Source organism: Planctomicrobium limosum (genome assembly GCF_051465645.1).
In the GTDB taxonomy this organism is placed as follows: Bacteria; Planctomycetota; Planctomycetia; order Planctomycetales; family Planctomycetaceae; genus Planctomicrobium.
The window spans coordinates 4,362,203-4,379,335 of record NZ_CP195790.1; the positions used below are offsets into that span (position 1 = coordinate 4,362,203).

Consider the following 17,133-nt stretch of genomic DNA (forward strand, 5'->3'; position numbering starts at 1 on the left):
GAGGTCATTTTGAATAACGTTCCATGTACCAGTTGGCTGCGAAAAAGGCTTTGACGTCAATCTGCTTCCCGAGCTTCTGCTGGCGCTTGAACCAGGCTTTTGCTTTGTGAAACGGAACAACGTGAGTCGTGATGTTTTCTCCATCGACTCCGCCGCCGTCGTGGACTTTCTTCGCATTCTTCGCGAGATAGATGTGGACGAGTTCCGTGGCCAGACCCGATGTGGTTGGCCCGGCAATCAACAGTTTCAGCTTCTTCGCTGAGTACCCGGTTTCTTCCAGCAACTCGCGCCGTGCGGCTTCTTCAAAGTCGTCTTCGGTCGCGTCGTCATCCCCGACGAGTCCGGCAGGCAGATCAATGACGGGATGACCAATGGCGACTCGAAATTGTTCGACGAACAGGAACTCTTTGTCCGACGTCACTGCGAGAATGGCTGCGGCACCGATTCCACGAATTCGGTGGACGTACTCCCATGTCCCTTCTTTCGCAAGCTGCAGGTATTTCCCTTCGCCCAATATCGTTTTTTCGTTTGTCATACGTGGCGATCCAATGCCGCTGAAAGTGCTTGTTGCAAGTTAGTCAATGTTCAGGCTTTGCTGGTGATCGTTTTCCGATGGCGATCAGGAGTGCAGTTCCAGCTCTTTTTTCAGTGAGACCATCTGCTCGCGTTCAGGTCGTGCCTTATAGAACGGGTCGAGAGGATAGCATCCAGAGACCATTCCATTTCGTGGAGCTGTCGTGCAATCGCTGAATGTCCGGCAAATGCGTTTGCGCTGCAGCTGTTTGCCTGACAGGACATCTGCTGGCAGTTCCGGATAAGACAGGACCATGCGTCCGAGTCCGACGAAATCGACCTTCCCGGTGCGGACTGCATGCTGTCCGACGTTGGGAATCCATTCCTGCAGATAACTGTATCCTGACCCCACCAGAATCATGTCAGGGGCGTGTTGCTTGAGTTGTGCCGTGACATCAATGTGTCGAGCGACACCGACTAACGGGTCTTCCGGCGGAAGGTATCCATCTGAAGGAGGGAACATTGCCGGACGAATGAAGTGAGGAGCGTAATAAGGGCTGCCGATTGTTGTGCAGAGGAGGTCGATCTTCAGAGACTTCAACAAGTCGAGGAACTGCTTAGGTTCATCCAGATTAATTCCGAGACCAGTACCATCGCCGCCAAAGGCATACGGATAAGGGCCAGCATGAATCGGCTGTCCGATGCGGTCTTTTCCTGTCGTGAACGGAATGAAGTCTGTCACGCTGAGTCGGACACCGATGCCGAGACCGGGCGCTCCAGCATGAATTCCTTCGACGATGTCGCGCAGGAAACGAGTCCTGTTCTCAAAGCTCCCTCCGAACTCTCCTTGTCGGTCGAATCCGGACAGGAGCTCATGCCCGAGATAACCGTGACAGTGTTTCAAATCCACAAACGAGTAGCCGACCGACTGAGCCAGTACGGCAGCGTTAATGAAAGTCTCGATCAACCGCTTTAACTCGTCGTCGGAGAGGACCGGTTGATCGTCCTGTACGTTGACACGCGAGTCCAAGATTGGGTGGCGATAAGCGATCCGCGGTTCGGCGATCGTTTTCGCATTGGGTCGTGCAAATCGACCAGAATGTGTCAGCTGCAGACCCAGCAGCAGATCATCGGTCTTTCCAAACTGTTCCTGATGCGCGGCGAGGAGCAGGGAACGAAGGTTGGCGAGGTCCGAGAGCGTATGCTGATTGATCATCAGCTGATTGGGATTTGCTCGCCCTTCCGGTTGAACGGCGACAGCTTCTCCTCCCCAAATCAGTTTTGCCCCGCTCAAGCCGAAGTTTCGCCAGCGTCGACGAGTCAGGTCACTTGGGCGGCCGTCCGTTTCTCCGTCCCAGCCCTCCATGGGAAGAATACAGAAGCGATTGCCAATCGTTCCTTCATGAGATTGACACGGTTGTCCTAACGGACTGTCGACTCCATTGATGATCTCTTCGTCAAATGGCAGATCGATTTTCAGGCTGGCAAGATGCTGCCGAAACTGTTCTGCGGTCTTCAGGCTGGCAATTCTGGGATACGACATCGTTCAGGCCATTCTCAAACGTATTCTCAATCAGTTGGGCGAACACAAATTATGATGGAGGATCGTAATTCCTGTTGGGCCAGTGACTCGTTGATTGCAATAACGGGAAGTCAACGGACGCTGATTAAGTACAGACACAGACCAGGCATAAAAAAAGAGAAGGGGACTCGTGTTGAGTCCCCTTCTCAGGAAGTTCGTCAACCCTTGCAGGATATCACAATGTGATTGCCAGGGCCTGTTCTCGGTCAGCAGTGTTGCTGACTTTACCGCTGCTGTTTTGCAGTCTGCATTTCTGACTATGTTCCAATCTGGCTGACGCCCGGACGTGGAACGGATCGGAACTCGACTTTTGCGTCCCAGTTTGGTGTTTCCGGAACGAGGCTTTCTGGAGAATTCAGGCACATGTCCATCGTGACTTCTTTGCCAGTGTAGCCAGCCATGCGTCCCATCAGCCCCATCAAAGTGCTGCTGATCAGACGATCGCCTTCGTTGACAGGCTTACCATCCCGAATGGACTTGAACAACACGTCATGCTCGACCTGATACATGTTCGGTGTTGGGCCTGAGTATTTCCACTTCTCTTCGGCAGTGGTGATTGTCGCGCCGCGGCGGGACATTTCGCCTTTCCCTTTGCTTCCGAGAACGTACATGTTGTTCTCGTTAAAACATCCGGGAATCTGTCGCTGAGAAATGAATGCACGTGAGCCATCAGCCCAGACATAGTTGACTGCAATATGATCGAAGATGTCTCCACCTTCTGCAGGGATCTGGCGACCACCGACTGCGGTGCAGCTCAGAGGAGCAACGTCATTCTTGGACCATGCCAACCAGTCGACAGCGTGAACGGCCTGTTCAACGAGACCGTCGCCTGACAACCATGTGAAGTTGTACCAGTTGCGAACCTGCCATTCGAGATCTGTCATCCCGGCTGGGCGTGTCGATGCTGGTGGCATCGGCTTCACAGGGCTGGCGAGGTAAGTTGCATAGCTGCAAAGCAGGTCCCCGACTCCACCATTCAGGACGCGCTCGAAGAACGCTTTCTTGGCGGAATCGTGTCGCCAGCAGAACCCGGAAACCAGAGCGAGGTTTTTCTCTTTCGCTCGTTTCACTGTTTCGATGACGGAACGCAGGCCGACGCTGTCAGTCGCAACCGGCTTTTCGCAGAAGATGTGCTTGCCGTGTTCAACAGCATAGGCCATGTGCTCCGGGCGGAATCCTGGAGGAGATGCGAGCAGCACCACATCGCAGGAATCAACTACGTGACGATAAGCATCGAGACCAACGAACTTGTGTTCGTCATCTACAGCAACTTTATCTGCGATCCCGGCCTGAGCCTTCAGGGTGCGCAGGCTGGATTCGATCATGTCTGGAAACGCATCGCCAACAGCGACGAGGCGTGCATTTGGGTCCGCGTTCAGAGCCTGATTCGCAGCTCCGGTTCCGCGTCCACCGCAACCAACCAGACCGACGCGGATAATGTTACTTTCGGCAGCATACAACTGAGCGTTGCCTGCGAAAGACGCCAGCAGGCCACTTGTCAGGCCAGCAACGGTTCCCTGTTTCAAAAAGTCGCGACGTGATGGGGAGGACAGTGGTCGTTCCGGAGTCGACATAGGCGGGATTCTCCTGCAGAAATCGAAGGGAGCACGTAATTAGGTCAACCGATCCTAGTCGATGGCGCGGTCTGTCGAGAAGTCAGTTTGATCAGTTTCGATTTGTTGAACAGGTACTTATGTACGGATGTGTCTGCTCCGTGCAGTTTTTTTTCAAATTTGTGCGCGCGGAATGTCCGATTTCTCACCGTTTCCTACGAGAGTAGGAGGTTTCCACTGCGGACTGTTCTCAATTGTTAATCGATAAAAGTCTTGAGAAGTCGGCTTAATTCTGCAGAAATCGCGGCATCAAGTCATGGCCATTCACCATGACATCGCCAGTTGTCTCAGCTGCGATTTCGTCATAAGTGTTCGCCCCGTTGTAAGGGATGCCGTTTCCACACATGGTGAACGGAACGAAACCATGACTATGGGTCTTCGTTCGCAGGAATGTCGGATGGTCAGGGCAGACCAGCAGCCGATATTCCCCTTGCGATTTCAGGTACTCGTGGATCGGGCCAACGATGTCGCGGTCAATCGCTTCCAGGGCTTTGACTTTCTCGTCGGCATGGCCTTCGTGAGAGGCTTCATCCGTCGCTTCGACATGCACAACGACGAAGTCTGTCCCGTTCTTTAATGTCTCGATTGCCGCGCGTCCTTTGGCCGCATAGTCCGTGTCGAGGTAGCCGGTCGCCCCTTCAACTTCGACAACATCCCACCCCAGCAGTCGGCCGATTCCACGCAAGAGATCGACAGCAGTGATCACGGCACTTCGAACACCGAATCGTGTCTCGAACGGAGTCAGCGACGGTGTGCGTCCTTGTCCCCAGAGCCAGATCTGAGATGCCGGCAGTCCCCCTTCCGCAATTCTCTTTTTGTTCGGGGCACAATCCGCGAACATCTCTTCGCTTTCGGTCATCAATGCCAGAAGCTCATCGGCACCTGAGCCGCTTGGCAGATGTGGGGCGATTTCCTGATCTGTGATGTCGTGTGGCGGTGTTGTGAACGTTTCGCTGCTGAATGGAGCCTGTCCATTTTCAGGGCGATACAGCAACAGGTTGCGATAACTGACACCGGGGTAGAATTGCAGGTGACGGTCATTGCGATACCGCTTCTGCAACATCTCGACAAGCTCTGCCCCTGCATCATTCGGAATCTGCCCGGCAGTAAAGCTCTGCATCCGTCCGTCTTTGACAGTGACGAGATTGCAGCGAATTGCCCAGTCATCTGGCCCGAGTCCGATTCCCTGGGCAGCGGCTTCCAGTGGGGCACGCCCTGTGTGGTAAACCTTTGGGTCGTACCCAAACAGGCTCATTGTCCCCACGTCGCTCCCGGATGGCATGCTGACAGGCACGTTGTCTGTTAGTCCGGTCGTTCCCAGTCGGGCAACTGCGTCCATGTTAGGGACATGCGCTGCCTGCAATGGAGTTTTTTCTCCAAGGGACGCCTGGACTTCGTCTGCACAACCGTCGGGAATGACCAAAACGTATTTCATGATTGCACAAAAGAACTTCGGGGATGCTGTTGCTGGAAACGGATGCCTGCTGGTGACTTTGCACTGCGCAGATTCGTGATATCGGTTTCCGCTCGACTGCAGTTGAATGGAGCAGCGATCTATTTGGCTTCCTGAGGGATGCGGCGCAGGCATCTCCCCAATACAACCGAAATAACGTCTCTAGAATGTAGCGGGTGGAGTTGGCCTCGAACCAGTCACCGGACTTAATGGACGTTTCTTATTTCAGGAACGACGGTTATGTAAGCGCTTCGTTCGTTTTATCGGGCGGAACCGATTTTTTGAGAGGGATTCTCCACGACGATCGGGATGGAAGAAGCCAAAGAATTGATGCGAGTGAGAGCCGGCGTCCCTAAAGAGGGAACCGGAGAGCGACAGGTTCAGAAGTGCTTTCCGCTCGATGAGAGCATTTCCAGAAATCATGCAGCGTTTCTGGCACGCGGAATTCAGCCTTTCGCTTAACTGGAAGGCTTTTCCACGGCTGCATGATAGACCGAACCAGTCTGGATTACTCGGTATCGAGATCCGCCTGTGGGGGCTGCTGCGGCGGAGGTGATTGCTTTGGTTGCTTGTTTCGATCGCCAGTCTTGGAACTGCGGACGGATGGTGCGAATGTTTTGTCCATTCGTTCCTTCAGCAGCGAGGTGTCCAGATTCTGAACCTGTAACACCTGCACATTAATATGAGGATGGGCGGCGTCGTCTAGAGCTTTGACCGTTTGGCGAATTTCCGCCAGCAACTCTTCGCCAGCGGAGACAACGACACTGTTGGAGATCTCATCCACTCCGATCGAAAGGAGACCTTTGAATTTCAGAGGTTGCTGCTGATCTTTGGTTTTATCGTCGCTGTTTTCAGAATTGCCACTGCGGTAGCTGTAGATGCGTTCGGTTGTCGATTTCTGCTGCTGATTCTGATTGCTGGCCTGAAGGGAGGGATCGTTCGCGCTCAGCAGGTCGCGATAGACCTGCTTCAAGGTGTCAGCGATCTGGTCCGCCTTTGAATACTGCATGCGGAAGATCTCGGTTTTGCGAACAGACTGGGGATCGCCTGATGTTGGCTGGTCATAGATCTCAATAAGATCTGCGATCGTTGCCAGCTGCTGCGGAGTTCCCCCTTGGACAAGAATGGTCCGCGAATCGTCATCGGAAATGATCTTCAACTCTTTGCGACGCGACAGTCGTTGATCGGTTGCTTTCTTGGTGGTGTATGAGTTCCCCCAGAACATGTCTGTCACCGTTTCTTCATTCGACGTGTCTTTGAAGAACGTTTTCAGATTGAGTTCAACTCCGTAGGCCCAGGTACTCGGATACTTCAAGTGAAAGATCTTGTAGTCGCGTGAAGGGGGCGACAGTTCGGCGAGCAGGTCTTCAAGGCGGTCAAGTGCCGCGGTGTCTGGAGACCCGATCATGATGCGCCCGTTCTGGGCACGACGGATCATAATTGGCGGAGCACCGGAGGCTGCTACCGAGGGAGTGTCCGGGCTGACTTCTGGTCGCGTTTCACTCGTGGGTTTCTCTGCTGATTCTGTTGTCGGTTCCGATGCAGACGGTGTGCTGCGTGGTTCCGGCGTGGCTTTGGAATCGATCAGATCGAGATCGGCGAGCGACAGAGATGCCGGAAGTCCTGCTGGCGAAAGACCTGTCGTGTCGTCATCGGCCAGTGGATGTGGACGCGTCGTGGAAGAAGTCAAGGACCCCTTCCGGCTGCTCATTGCGACAGGGATGCCGACCTTGGGAACTTCCATGCGACGCACGGATGGCTTCTGGGCGGGAGCCGATTCCACTGGAGCAGGAGAGCGTTCTGGTGTTTGAGGCGGTTGCTGAATCTGAAGCCGGTTGAGTTCAACTTCCGGCCACAATTCACGCAGTCGTTCCAGAACTTTCTCGGCTTCCTGATCTGAGTTGAGCTGAATGGTTCGCAGGGTTTCAGGGTTACTTGTGCCCGGTGGAATCTCGCCCATCTTCAAAAGCAATTGTCGAATTTCATCCATCTCGACGTCATTGGCCCAGACGAGCAGGCGATTGTTTTCGATATCTGCATCGACTTTGAATGGACGCTGTTCGGCGGTGCTCTCTTGTTGCATGCCGCCGCCGTAAAAATAGCCATACATCGACCGATTGTTTTTGTTCTTGTCTTTCTCTTCCGAACCCAGCATGTACTGGATCGTTCCGGCAACGGCATCGGCCTGAACGCGACGAAGTTGGATGACTTCAAAGCTGCGATTGCTGCCATCGAGTTTTGCGATCAATGACTGCACGATGTAGTGGTCAGAAAGTGTGCCATAGAGAATGATGGCTTTACTCTTGTCGTCCACCTGCACGCGTGATTGTGGAGAGAGTTCCCCCATCTCTTTCAGGATCAGCATGAGTGGTTGCGGATCGAGGGTCGTCAGTCGATAGGGCTTCACTTTGCTGATGTTTTGCAGCATCTGAGCTTCGCCATCGCCGGGGACATCGATTGCCGTGATCGTCTGATCAATGATCTCCATCTTGTCTGGAGGAGCATGCGCGAGAATGCTGTTCTCTCGCTCATTCACGATCAATCGCGGGTCTTCCTGTTTCGCTGGTCCTGAACCCTGTTGATTCCCTCGTTGCTGCTGCATCATCTGCTGCATTTGTTGAATCTGCTGCATGATCTGCTGCGACATCATGTCGCCGCCTCGACCTCCGCCGGGCGTTGGCATACGGTTTTTTTCGATGCCCAGTATCATCTCAAGCGAGAGGAGAACATCATTGGCCCGACGATGTTTCAGTTTGAATTCGCGAACCACCGTTCCTTTGGAGGCATCCTGTGACTGCTCCTGCTGCAACATGCGGTGGATTTCTTTCAGGTTGATCGCGGCGTCCATCGCTTCAAAGCGATTGACTTCCTTCAACGCAGAAAGCTTGCCGTTGGAACTCAGCATTGGCTTGAGTTCTTCAACAACACGATCCGCCAGAATCCACTTGAGTGGAAACGAGACCTTCACGAACTCATAGTCCATGCGTTGTTCGAGTTCCTCTGGAGCAACTCGTGGAACCATAGCCGGATTGAGCTTGGCGATGCTTGTCACTGTCAGGACTTCACCTGACTTCAGCATCGTGAACCCGCGAGAGAGCAGGTGGCGATTGATCAGGTCTTGGGCTTCCAGAAGCGAGTAATCCCGCTGCGTCCGCAAGTTCAGATAGTCGGCTGGGAGTTCCTGCCAGTCGAGACTCAGGTTTGAGACGCGCGCGAGCCACTCCAGAACGTCTTTCCATCTTTGACCTGCAAAGTTGAAGCGGACGCGACCATGTTCATCTGGGACGATGTTCAACTGTTCCGGGTCGCCGGGCTTCTCTGGAGTCAACGGTCTAGAAATGACAGCTGGTTCGGCTGGCTTATCCTTCTTCTCTCCCTCTTTCGCAGGCGCCCCGTCTTTGCCAGGAGTGGCACCGCTTAGAGGTGAGCCCGGTGGTTTGTTGCCCGGTGGTGAAGGAGATCCTGAAGCAGGTCGCGCCACTGGATCGACTGACATTCCTGGTGTCGCTTGGACAGTCGGAGTTGCTGTCGGTGTTGCTTGAGCAAGCAACACATTCACTCTCATTGACGATGAGGTCTGCGTTTTATCGCGCCCGACTTCGTCCATGACATTCAAAGCAGTGAAGACCGAGATCGATTCGTCAGCGATTCGTGTCGGAACGGCAGGCTGATAAGAGGCAAGAAGCCACTGCCCGAAGTTCAGTAGCGCAAGGAGTACGAAGATACGAACGACACATTGCATCGTGGGCACTCATCGCACGAAAAAAGAGAGGAGTATCGAGACTCGTGAATTATCGGAATTGCTGTCCTATTTTAATCCGCTGATGTGTTGGCTGGAAAGCATGATCAGTCGATTGTGTCCAGTAATGCGGATTTCGGTGTGCTTGCCGGAGGAATAGCGGGAAGAGTCGCTATGAACGGAGGGCATTGTGCTGCCTTGTTCCGCTGCAGGTGCCAGGTAGGAATCACCCGGCGATGCGCGCATGGAATGCAATGACACTGAAAGGGGGCTTTCAGTGACTTTGAAGTCTTTAAGAGGGCGACACGTCGCAAGTTGCGAAATTCGATCAGTTTGCGTCAGGCGATGTCGGCCTGGAACTGCTCGGTGATGACATTCTTCTCGTTGAGAATCGCGACTTTCGGATGATGCGCTGCCGCTTCTTCTTTCGTCGCAAACACGAATGCCATGATGATGATTCGGTCGCCACGGTGAGCGAGTCTGGCAAGAGCACCGTTCATCTGGATTTGCCCAGACCCTCGTTCTCCTTCGAGAACGTAAGTCTCGCCACGCGTTCCATTTGAACAGTTTGCGATCATGACCTGTTCGTATGGGAGTAATCCCACGGCGTCCATAAGGTCGCGGTCGATGGTGACGCTGCCGTGGTAATCTAGCTCCGTCTGAGTGACGGCGGCCATGTGCAATTTAGCTTTTAAGAGTCGCAGGAGCATTCGAGTGGAAAACCCACGAAGTGTGGTCCTCAGGAACAGACCTACACGGTCGACGGCCCAAGAACGCCGAACAGAAAAACCCATTTTAAGCGTCAGAGGCGCCAGACACCAAGGGATGGATTCGAAGTTGTTCAAGAGACTGGATTGCGGAAGTGACTCCGGTATACGGAACCCGTTGTTTTGCTGTTCAGGCGCCTGATCGAGGCAAGTTGGAGATGAGAAGCAAGGGGGGCGATTCCAGTGCTTGCAGTATTCAGCTTCAGGATGTCGTAAGATTCGATGCCGCAAGTTGTTGGAAATCGCTTTGATCGGAATTACATGGATGAATTCATGGAAAAACATCAGGGGAAAGACTTGCGACTCTTGGACATATTCTCGAAAGTTCATGTTTCCGGAAGCTGTGTGTCTTATGTCTAATCGCTGATCTGAAGGGGTGCCTGGGAAGTTATTTACCCAGACACCTTGGCTGAGTGCGACGGACAGGATTCATGCAACGCCCGGTCAAGTGAAATAAGAAGGGGCGTTTTGCTCCATGAAGTGCAGGCATGAACAGGGGCCGGATTCGTCATTTCGAATCACAACCATGTTGATGTCAGGTTCAAAAGGGTTATCCCGGTGCCGATTTGTCTGACCTGGCTCAATTCTCGTTTGGGCAGGTCGAGCTCGGTTTTCACGATCAATTTTGATCGGCGGTAGATAACAGGGTGTCACGAGAACATGAGGCTTCGGCTGTAAAGTTCAGAGTCTCAAGTAGAGTACAGGCAGGTCAGGATGTCGGACGCGACAAAACAAACCGAACAGAATCCCTCCGGGGCTGGAGATGCGACTCAATGGGAGGCGCCCTATATCGGTTCGAAAGCGATGCCGCAGTGGACGACAGGCGAATTGGGTAAGGCTCCCATTTTCGGCTGGCGACAAATCCCCATGCTGATCGGGCCAGGTCTTGTGATGGGAGCGGCAGCGGTCGGGGGCGGAGAATGGCTGACAGGCCCATTCGTCACTGCAAGATACGGGGGCGCTCTGCTCTGGCTGGCGACACTCAGTATTCTGGGGCAGGTGCTTTATAACATTGAGATCAGCCGCTACACGCTCTATAGCGGTGAACCAATTTTCACTGGCAAGTTTCGAACGATGCCAGGACCAGTGTTCTGGTTGGTGATTTACATCCTGATGGATCTGGGATCATTCCTCCCGTATCTGAGTTCCAATGCCGCAATTCCGTTGACGGCCATGTATCTGGGCAGGCTTCCTGACCCCGCTACAGACGGGACTTTGCTGACAACGGTTGCCTGCGGGATCTTGCTGCTTTCGTTGTCTCCATTGGTCTTCGGGGGCAAGGTCTATAGCTCCATGAAGTACGTGATGAGCTTCAAACTGCTCATCGTGATTGGGTTTCTTGCTTTTCTCGCGTTGGGCTATTCGACATGGGAAACATGGGCTGAGATCGGTTATGGGTTTGTTCGATTCGGCACATTGCCGTATCAGGGAGAAACACCTGAGAGCCAGCCACAATTGATGAATCCGATCGCTGCCTGGTGGAATGGCCAGTCCTTGCCTGCACTCGATCTGTCGATGATCGGACTGGTAACGGCGATGGCGGCGATTGCAGGAAACGGCGGTCTGACGAACACACCTGTCAGTAATTACACCCGCGATCAAGGGTGGGGGATGGGGAAGGAAGTTGGAGCCATTTCCAGCATCGTTGGCGGCCATTCAATCCAACTTTCGCACGTCGGAAAAGTCTTTCGCGTGACTCAGGAGTCGATGAAACGCTGGCGTGGCTGGCTGAAGCATGTTCAGCGCGAGCAGTTCTATGTGTGGATGCCTGCCTGTTTTCTGGGGATGGCATTGCCAAGTATGCTTTCGGTCCAGTTCCTTCCGCGAGGCGTTGTGCCTGAAGATAAATGGCTGGCGGCAGGCATGACGGCCGATGGAGTCGCAGCCGCGGTCGGACCAAACTATGGGTTGCTTTTTTGGCACCTGACGTTGTTCTGCGGGTTTCTGGTGCTGGCAACCTCGTCTCTGACGACTGCTGAAGGGGCATTGCGTCGTTGGGTGGATGTGTTCTGGACTGCCAGCCCGATGTTGCGAACCTGGGATCCCCGCTGGATTGGTCGCCTGTTCTTCGGTTCCGTTGTGATCTACGCGTTGTTCGGCCTCGTGTTGCTGAATCTGGTCAAAGGGGACAAGCTACTTGTCTGGACGACAACATTTTATAATTTCGCATTGGGGCTTAGTTGCTTCCATGTGATTTTTGTGAATCGCCTTCTGCTTCCCAAAGAACTGAAGCCGGGATTCTTCCGCTGTGCAGGTCTGGTTCTCGCAGGTTCGTTCTACACGTTCATTGGAGCGATCGCGACCTACGATACGTTTGTCTTGTCGAAGGCAAAGGTTGCGAAAATTGAAGGAGAGAAGGTCTCAGAAGTTCGGGTTCTTGATGAATCTGAAGCAATTGCGACCGGTGTTTCCCAGACGACAGGATTGAACCCTCGGTCATAGCCCGAAGGGTTCGATGTGAATAGGGCTTCAGACCCGGTTCCTGTTTGAACTCCGGTTCGGACGGGGACTCATAATTGAGATTCAAGCCGAGTCACTCTCAGGTGGCTCGGCTGTTTTCAGATGATCAGCACACTCAACGCAGCACAAGAGACACTGTGCAATGAATGCGGTGAATGTGCGAATCATGCGGTATGATATTGTCGGTGCAGTGAAGGATTAAATTGAAGGAATCTGGGTCATGATGGTCTCCATTGTCATCTGTTCGGCGATCATTTTATTGATTGCATATCGCGTTTACGGGTCCATTCTTGCTCGACTGCTGCGACTCGACCGAAAAGCGGTGACTCCGGCGTATGCGCTGCGGGATGATGTCGATTATTCCCCTCAGGCGACGATGCCGCTGCTGAATCAGCATTTCTCGGCGATTGCTGCAGCTGGTCCGATTGTCGGGCCGATTCTGGCTGCTGCCGCATTCGGGTGGGCTCCTGCTCTGATCTGGATTCTGCTGGGCTCCATCTTTATTGGCGGCGTGCATGACATGACCGCACTGGTTGCGTCTATTCGGCACCAGGGCAAATCCATTGCCGAAGTTGTTCGCGAACACATGAGCCAACGTGCGTTTCTGTTGTTCCTGACCTTTATCTGGCTCGCTCTGGTTTACATCATCGTGGCGTTCACCGACATTACGGCCGCCTCGTTTGTCGGAAATCAGCAGCTGGAAAGTGGTGAAGTCGTCAGTGGAGCAGGGATCGCTTCTTCCTCTCTGATGTACCTGGCACTTCCCATTATTATGGGCCTGCTGATGCGATATACGAAGCTGAGCAGCGGCTGGGCATCGTTGATCTTTCTTCCATTGGTCGGTGTCGCCATCGTTGTGGGACAATGGATTCCATTTGATCTCGTGAAAATGATCCAGTCGGCGTTTCCGGCTTTGACGGAGGCACAAGCGGAAGGATATGCCCATGTCTCCTGGGACGTGGCGCTATTGCTGTATTGTGCGGTCGCTTCTGTCGTCCCGCTGTGGTTGTTACTGCAACCGCGTGGGGAACTGGGAGGCTACTTCCTGCTGATTGCTCTGGGAGCAGGGGCCATCGGACTCATCGCTGGAGGAAAGCCGGTCGAGCTGCCTGCATTCACCGGATGGACAAGTTTGAAAGGAGACACGCTGGCTCCGATGCTGTTCATCACAATCGCCTGCGGGGCCTGCTCTGGATTCCACTCGCTGATTGCATCTGGGACGACATCAAAGCAATTGAAGAATGAACTTGACGCCAAGAGTGTTGGTTATGGAAGCATGCTGCTCGAAGCGATGGTCGCCATCATTTCTCTCTGCTGTATTATGACCCTGTCAGGTGACAGTGCACTGGTGAAGAATCCACAGCCGAACTTCATCTATGCACTTGGGATCGGTGGGTTTCTTGAATCAATCAATGTCCCGGCCGCGATCGGGGTCTCCTTCGCTCTGATGGCGTTCACAACGTTTGTCTATGACACTTTGGATGTCTGCACCCGACTGGGACGTTTCATTATTCAGGAGCTGACCGGGCTGCAGGGTAAAGCGGGACGCTGGCTTGGAACGCTGGTGACAACAGGAGCTCCGATGCTCTTCGTCTTTCAGGCGACCGTCGATTCAACTGGTCGTCGTATTCCTGTCTGGCGCACATTCTGGGAACTCTTCGGGGCAAGTAACCAGCTTCTTGCTGCAATCACATTGCTCGGCGTCACTGTTTGGCTATGGCGCACGCGACAGGCAGTCTGGGTTTGGTTTGTGACCGGGATTCCAATGGTGCTGATGTCTGTCATGAGCATTTGGGCATTGGTTCACATCATTTCCAAGCACTTTAAGAATGGAATGACCATGAACCCGGTCCCTTGGATCGCTGTCATGCTTGTCGCTCTGGCTGTCCTCATGATTTGGGAAGCGATCGTGATTGTCTTCTTCCGTCAGCCAGCGGAACCGCAACCACCTGAGCATCAGTTAGCGACGGAAGTGTGAGTGTGAAGCGTTCATGCACTGAACTCGAGTGCTGATCAGGATCTGGCTCAAATGAAAGAAGCCGGTCACAATCAATTGTGACCGGCTTCTTTATTGTCAGGCTGCTAACTTCCAGTCGAGAAAGACCGCGTCTTTGCCAACTGAGTCGGCCGAGTTGATCTAGTCGTGACTCGGAGCAGGAGGCAGTGTGCGGGCTGGTGTCGGAGCAATTTCGGTCATCCCATGTGCAGGAGCCGGTGCCATCAACTGCTGTGATGGAGTGGTGATTACGTTCGATTCCGAGGGCACCATCAACATCTCCCCGGAGCAGGTTGGGGCATTGTGGATGATTGATTCTGAGTGAATCACAGACCCTGAGCAGACTGGAGTGCAGACGGTTTCTGTGGAGAACGAGTGATTCTGAATCATGCCGCCGCGTGCTCCATAGCTTCCTCCGCCGACAGCGATCCCACCACCGCCTTCAGGAACTGCTCCTTCGCAGCTGATCATGCAGCCGCACCAGTCGCAAGCGTCAGCGAAATCATAGTATGCAGAACCAACGGTGCGAGACTTCGTCCAACCGCCCCATTTCCGTGCATGGAATCCAGAGTAGTAGTAGGACTGATTGAGAGCGCCGAGGGCGTGGGAAACGTCAGACATTTCAGAAACAACTGCGTTCTGAACCTGGCTGAATCCAACAATCATTCCCAGTACGGCCAGAGTGGCGATGATGACCAACTCTGCTGAAACAATAAAACCTGTGTCGTCATTCAAAAATGCTGTGATGAGGCGCATGGCATGTGTCTTTCGTTTGTGACCTGCTGACACATTGCAAATGGCCCGAGTTGAACGGAGCCTGCCAGGCAGTCAGGTCGGAAACATTCCAACCGCAGCGTCAGTGTTTCGTCTGCAATGTCACTCGTGAGACGTGAGCGAACGCTTGCTGCGAAACTGGTAGCACTGAGTCGCGGTTGACAAGAACTCAGGCCACACTTTCCGACAACACGTTTCTACGCATCAACGTGTTGTCGAAATCTCGATTGAGTTGTGTATTCAGGCTTCTGTTTCGCCGCCTGCGTCACAGATGAAGATCTGCTTCCTGCATCACAGACCTCATAAATGCTTTCCACCTGCTTTTCGCCAGTTGGAAATGCAGTATTAAAGAAGGTCTGGCTGACCAAATTGCGCAGGTGATCAGCCAGACCTTTCCCCCATCACAGGGAATTCGGAAGGTCCGTTTCCACCGGGATCAGCGGTGAAACACCAGAGTGAATCTGATGTGAACTTCCGACAAAATGCTTCTTATTCAAGGCAGTCTGAATTCGCCTTGGTTGGTGCTTTCGTGATAGTTGATGTTCGTTGCGAAATTGGTGCCGTTGGTGTAATTGCGATAATCGTTAAATTTTAACTCTTGGTGTAAGTTGTTATTGCACAGGTGGATGCGTCTTGCTTCTTGTGGGGTGCTGTGGGTGCGGTGATTGCGATTCGTCGCGAGGCGCAAAGAGAGTGCAGCAAGATGTTGTGCTGTCTGTTAAGAGAGGTGAGCGCCGGGCCGCAGCTGGCAGCGGCACTCTGGTATTGAGGCACAGCAGTTTCAGAGCAGTTGCGGATGCTCTCTGAAGTGTGTCGCCAGAAAAAATGCGCGAGTGAATCGAGCGTGGCGCAAAAGAAAAGGTGGAACCCGTGACAACGGCTGTCACCGAGTTCCACCTGGATGTGTTGGCGTTTGAATCTGCCTTAGAACAATTCTCGAAACAGGATCGCGTATCCGGCACGCGGCATTCAGCGTTTCCCAATTGGGAAGACTGCTGCGCGGTCACGCGAGAGACCGAAACGGTTTAGTCGACGTTCAAATTCAGTTTGACCCATTCGTGCGAGTCGTTCGAATGCAGAACGGCGTCGGCAACGAGTTGAGCCTGAGCCCCGTGGTCGAAGCCGGGAACGGCCGGGCGGTCTTCAACGATTGCTGAGACGAGTTCATAGATCAGGTCATAGCGGAAGACGGTACTTGGAACTCCTTCGTTCGGATCGCGAGGACTTCCCTCGATGACCAGAAACTCTTTCGGAACTTCCAGCGGCTCCATTGTCTGTCCGGTCTTTCCGACCAGAATGACGTTCGGTTCCTGCAGACGATAAACGGCACTGGCTTCTGTGCCGTTCACTTCGGCCCATTCGTGACCGAAGCCGTTATGGTGATATCCCTTCATCACGGTGCTGCCTTCCCAGACACCGACCGCGCCGTTTTCAAAGCGTCCGATCAAGGCTGACCAGTCATCGACTTCCGATGGAGGGCATGACTTTCCGTCAGCGGTTTCCGTGCGAGGACAGAACTGGGCAACGGCTCCACAGATGGAGGTCAGTGGCCCGACAAGATCCATCGCCAGATCGATACGATGAATGGTCATGTCGAAGAGATCACCAGCACCGGCTCTGGCTTTGTACTGGCGCCATCCCCAGCTGGTTTCTGGCCAGTCGAGGAAGCGTTGGCTGCGGAAATGGCGTGGTTCGCCGAGCAGGCCCGATTTCACAAGGTGTTTCAGATAACGCATTGATGGAGCAAACCGATACGTGAAGGCGGTCATGTGTTTGACCCCTTTGTCACGTGCGGCCTGATACATTTCGATGGATTGTTGAGCGTTCAGCCCGAGCGGCTTTTCACACATCAGATGCTTGCCGCCGGCGATGCAGGCCAGGGCAATGGCGTGGTGCGTGTCGTTCGGGGTGGCAATGATGACCGCATCGACATCTGGATCGTTGGCCAGATCTTCATAGTTCAGATAGAGCTTATCGATTCCCCAATCGGTACGACGTTTTTCCAGCAGTTCTTTGTTTGGATCGCAGACGGCCACGAGTTCTGCACGTGGATCGAGTCGAATCCCGGGAACGTGATGGTAATCTGAAACGGCACCTGCCCCAACGATCCCGAAGCGCACTTTACTCATGGTTATCTGACTCGGATTGTGTTCAAAGATTCAGGGAGAAGTTCCCTGATTGTGTTGTGTGAAAACGTTGCTGGTCTCAGATGAAAGATGTGCATGTAGGTATATGA

Annotated in this window: 11 protein-coding genes; 3 read left to right on the top strand and 8 right to left on the bottom strand. The window is 53.5% G+C overall.

All coding sequences use genetic code 11. The features are described from left to right. Positions 1 to 4: 4 nt before the first annotated feature. From SH527x_RS16600 to SH527x_RS16615, 4 genes are all read right to left on the bottom strand, one after another. Positions 5 to 535, bottom strand: a complete 531-nt coding sequence (locus SH527x_RS16600; RefSeq protein ID WP_437191798.1) for an NUDIX hydrolase — start codon at positions 533 to 535, stop codon at positions 5 to 7. An 84-nt stretch (positions 536 to 619) separates the two neighbouring features. Further along, the gene (locus tag SH527x_RS16605; protein WP_437191799.1) at positions 620 to 2,056 is read right to left on the bottom strand and encodes an NADH:flavin oxidoreductase; all 1,437 of its coding nucleotides are present in this window, start codon (positions 2,054 to 2,056) and stop codon (positions 620 to 622) included. 296 nt (positions 2,057 to 2,352) lie between these two features. Next, a complete protein-coding gene (locus SH527x_RS16610; protein WP_437191800.1) occupies positions 2,353 to 3,669 on the bottom strand; it encodes a Gfo/Idh/MocA family protein in 1,317 nt (438 codons plus the stop codon). A gap of 265 nt (positions 3,670 to 3,934) precedes the next feature. Further along, complete coding sequence (locus tag SH527x_RS16615; protein ID WP_437191801.1) at positions 3,935 to 5,143, bottom strand: cofactor-independent phosphoglycerate mutase; 1,209 nt, start codon at positions 5,141 to 5,143, stop codon at positions 3,935 to 3,937. 327 nt (positions 5,144 to 5,470) lie between these two features. On the opposite strand from SH527x_RS16615, the gene SH527x_RS16620 reads away from it, so the two are divergent. Beyond that, entirely contained in the window at positions 5,471 to 5,623 is a 153-nt protein-coding gene (locus tag SH527x_RS16620; protein WP_437191802.1) for a hypothetical protein, read from the top strand. A 46-nt stretch (positions 5,624 to 5,669) separates the two neighbouring features. Here the strand turns inward: SH527x_RS16620 and SH527x_RS16625 are convergent, their stop codons facing one another. Together SH527x_RS16625 and panD are read right to left on the bottom strand one after the other, a co-directional pair. Next, the gene (locus SH527x_RS16625; protein ID WP_437191803.1) at positions 5,670 to 8,903 is read right to left on the bottom strand and encodes a secretin N-terminal domain-containing protein; all 3,234 of its coding nucleotides are present in this window, start codon (positions 8,901 to 8,903) and stop codon (positions 5,670 to 5,672) included. A 335-nt stretch (positions 8,904 to 9,238) separates the two neighbouring features. Further along, positions 9,239 to 9,610, bottom strand: a complete 372-nt coding sequence (gene panD, locus SH527x_RS16630) for an aspartate 1-decarboxylase (RefSeq protein WP_437191804.1) — start codon at positions 9,608 to 9,610, stop codon at positions 9,239 to 9,241. A 771-nt stretch (positions 9,611 to 10,381) separates the two neighbouring features. On the opposite strand from panD, the gene SH527x_RS16635 reads away from it, so the two are divergent. Together SH527x_RS16635 and SH527x_RS16640 are read left to right on the top strand one after the other, a co-directional pair. Next, complete coding sequence (locus SH527x_RS16635; protein ID WP_437191805.1) at positions 10,382 to 12,109, top strand: Nramp family divalent metal transporter; 1,728 nt, start codon at positions 10,382 to 10,384, stop codon at positions 12,107 to 12,109. Positions 12,110 to 12,347: 238 nt separating this feature from the next. Next, positions 12,348 to 14,105, top strand: coding sequence for a carbon starvation CstA family protein (locus SH527x_RS16640; RefSeq protein ID WP_437191806.1), 1,758 nt, complete (start codon positions 12,348 to 12,350; stop codon positions 14,103 to 14,105). Between the two features lie 159 nt (positions 14,106 to 14,264). Here SH527x_RS16640 and SH527x_RS16645 read toward each other — a convergent pair whose 3' ends face one another. Continuing rightward, positions 14,265 to 14,879, bottom strand: coding sequence for a hypothetical protein (locus SH527x_RS16645; protein ID WP_437191807.1), 615 nt, complete (start codon positions 14,877 to 14,879; stop codon positions 14,265 to 14,267). 1,043 nt (positions 14,880 to 15,922) lie between these two features. Next, complete coding sequence (locus SH527x_RS16650) at positions 15,923 to 17,026, bottom strand: Gfo/Idh/MocA family protein (protein WP_437191808.1); 1,104 nt, start codon at positions 17,024 to 17,026, stop codon at positions 15,923 to 15,925. Between the last annotated feature and the right edge of the window lie 107 nt (positions 17,027 to 17,133).

Excerpts from the sequence above, each read along its gene's own strand:
- SH527x_RS16645 (WP_437191807.1), bottom strand. The coding sequence starts at position 14,879 with ATGCGCCTCATCACAGCATTTTTGAATGACGACACAGGTTTTATTGTT.
- SH527x_RS16610 (WP_437191800.1), bottom strand. The coding sequence starts at position 3,669 with ATGTCGACTCCGGAACGACCACTGTCCTCCCCATCACGTCGCGACTTT.
- SH527x_RS16635 (WP_437191805.1), top strand. The coding sequence starts at position 10,382 with ATGTCGGACGCGACAAAACAAACCGAACAGAATCCCTCCGGGGCTGGA.
- panD (WP_437191804.1), bottom strand. The coding sequence starts at position 9,610 with ATGCTCCTGCGACTCTTAAAAGCTAAATTGCACATGGCCGCCGTCACT.
- SH527x_RS16600 (WP_437191798.1), bottom strand. The coding sequence starts at position 535 with ATGACAAACGAAAAAACGATATTGGGCGAAGGGAAATACCTGCAGCTT.
- SH527x_RS16625 (WP_437191803.1), bottom strand. The coding sequence starts at position 8,903 with ATGCAATGTGTCGTTCGTATCTTCGTACTCCTTGCGCTACTGAACTTC.
- SH527x_RS16605 (WP_437191799.1), bottom strand. The coding sequence starts at position 2,056 with ATGTCGTATCCCAGAATTGCCAGCCTGAAGACCGCAGAACAGTTTCGG.
- SH527x_RS16620 (WP_437191802.1), top strand. The coding sequence starts at position 5,471 with ATGGAAGAAGCCAAAGAATTGATGCGAGTGAGAGCCGGCGTCCCTAAA.
- SH527x_RS16640 (WP_437191806.1), top strand. The coding sequence starts at position 12,348 with ATGATGGTCTCCATTGTCATCTGTTCGGCGATCATTTTATTGATTGCA.
- SH527x_RS16650 (WP_437191808.1), bottom strand. The coding sequence starts at position 17,026 with ATGAGTAAAGTGCGCTTCGGGATCGTTGGGGCAGGTGCCGTTTCAGAT.
- SH527x_RS16615 (WP_437191801.1), bottom strand. The coding sequence starts at position 5,143 with ATGAAATACGTTTTGGTCATTCCCGACGGTTGTGCAGACGAAGTCCAG.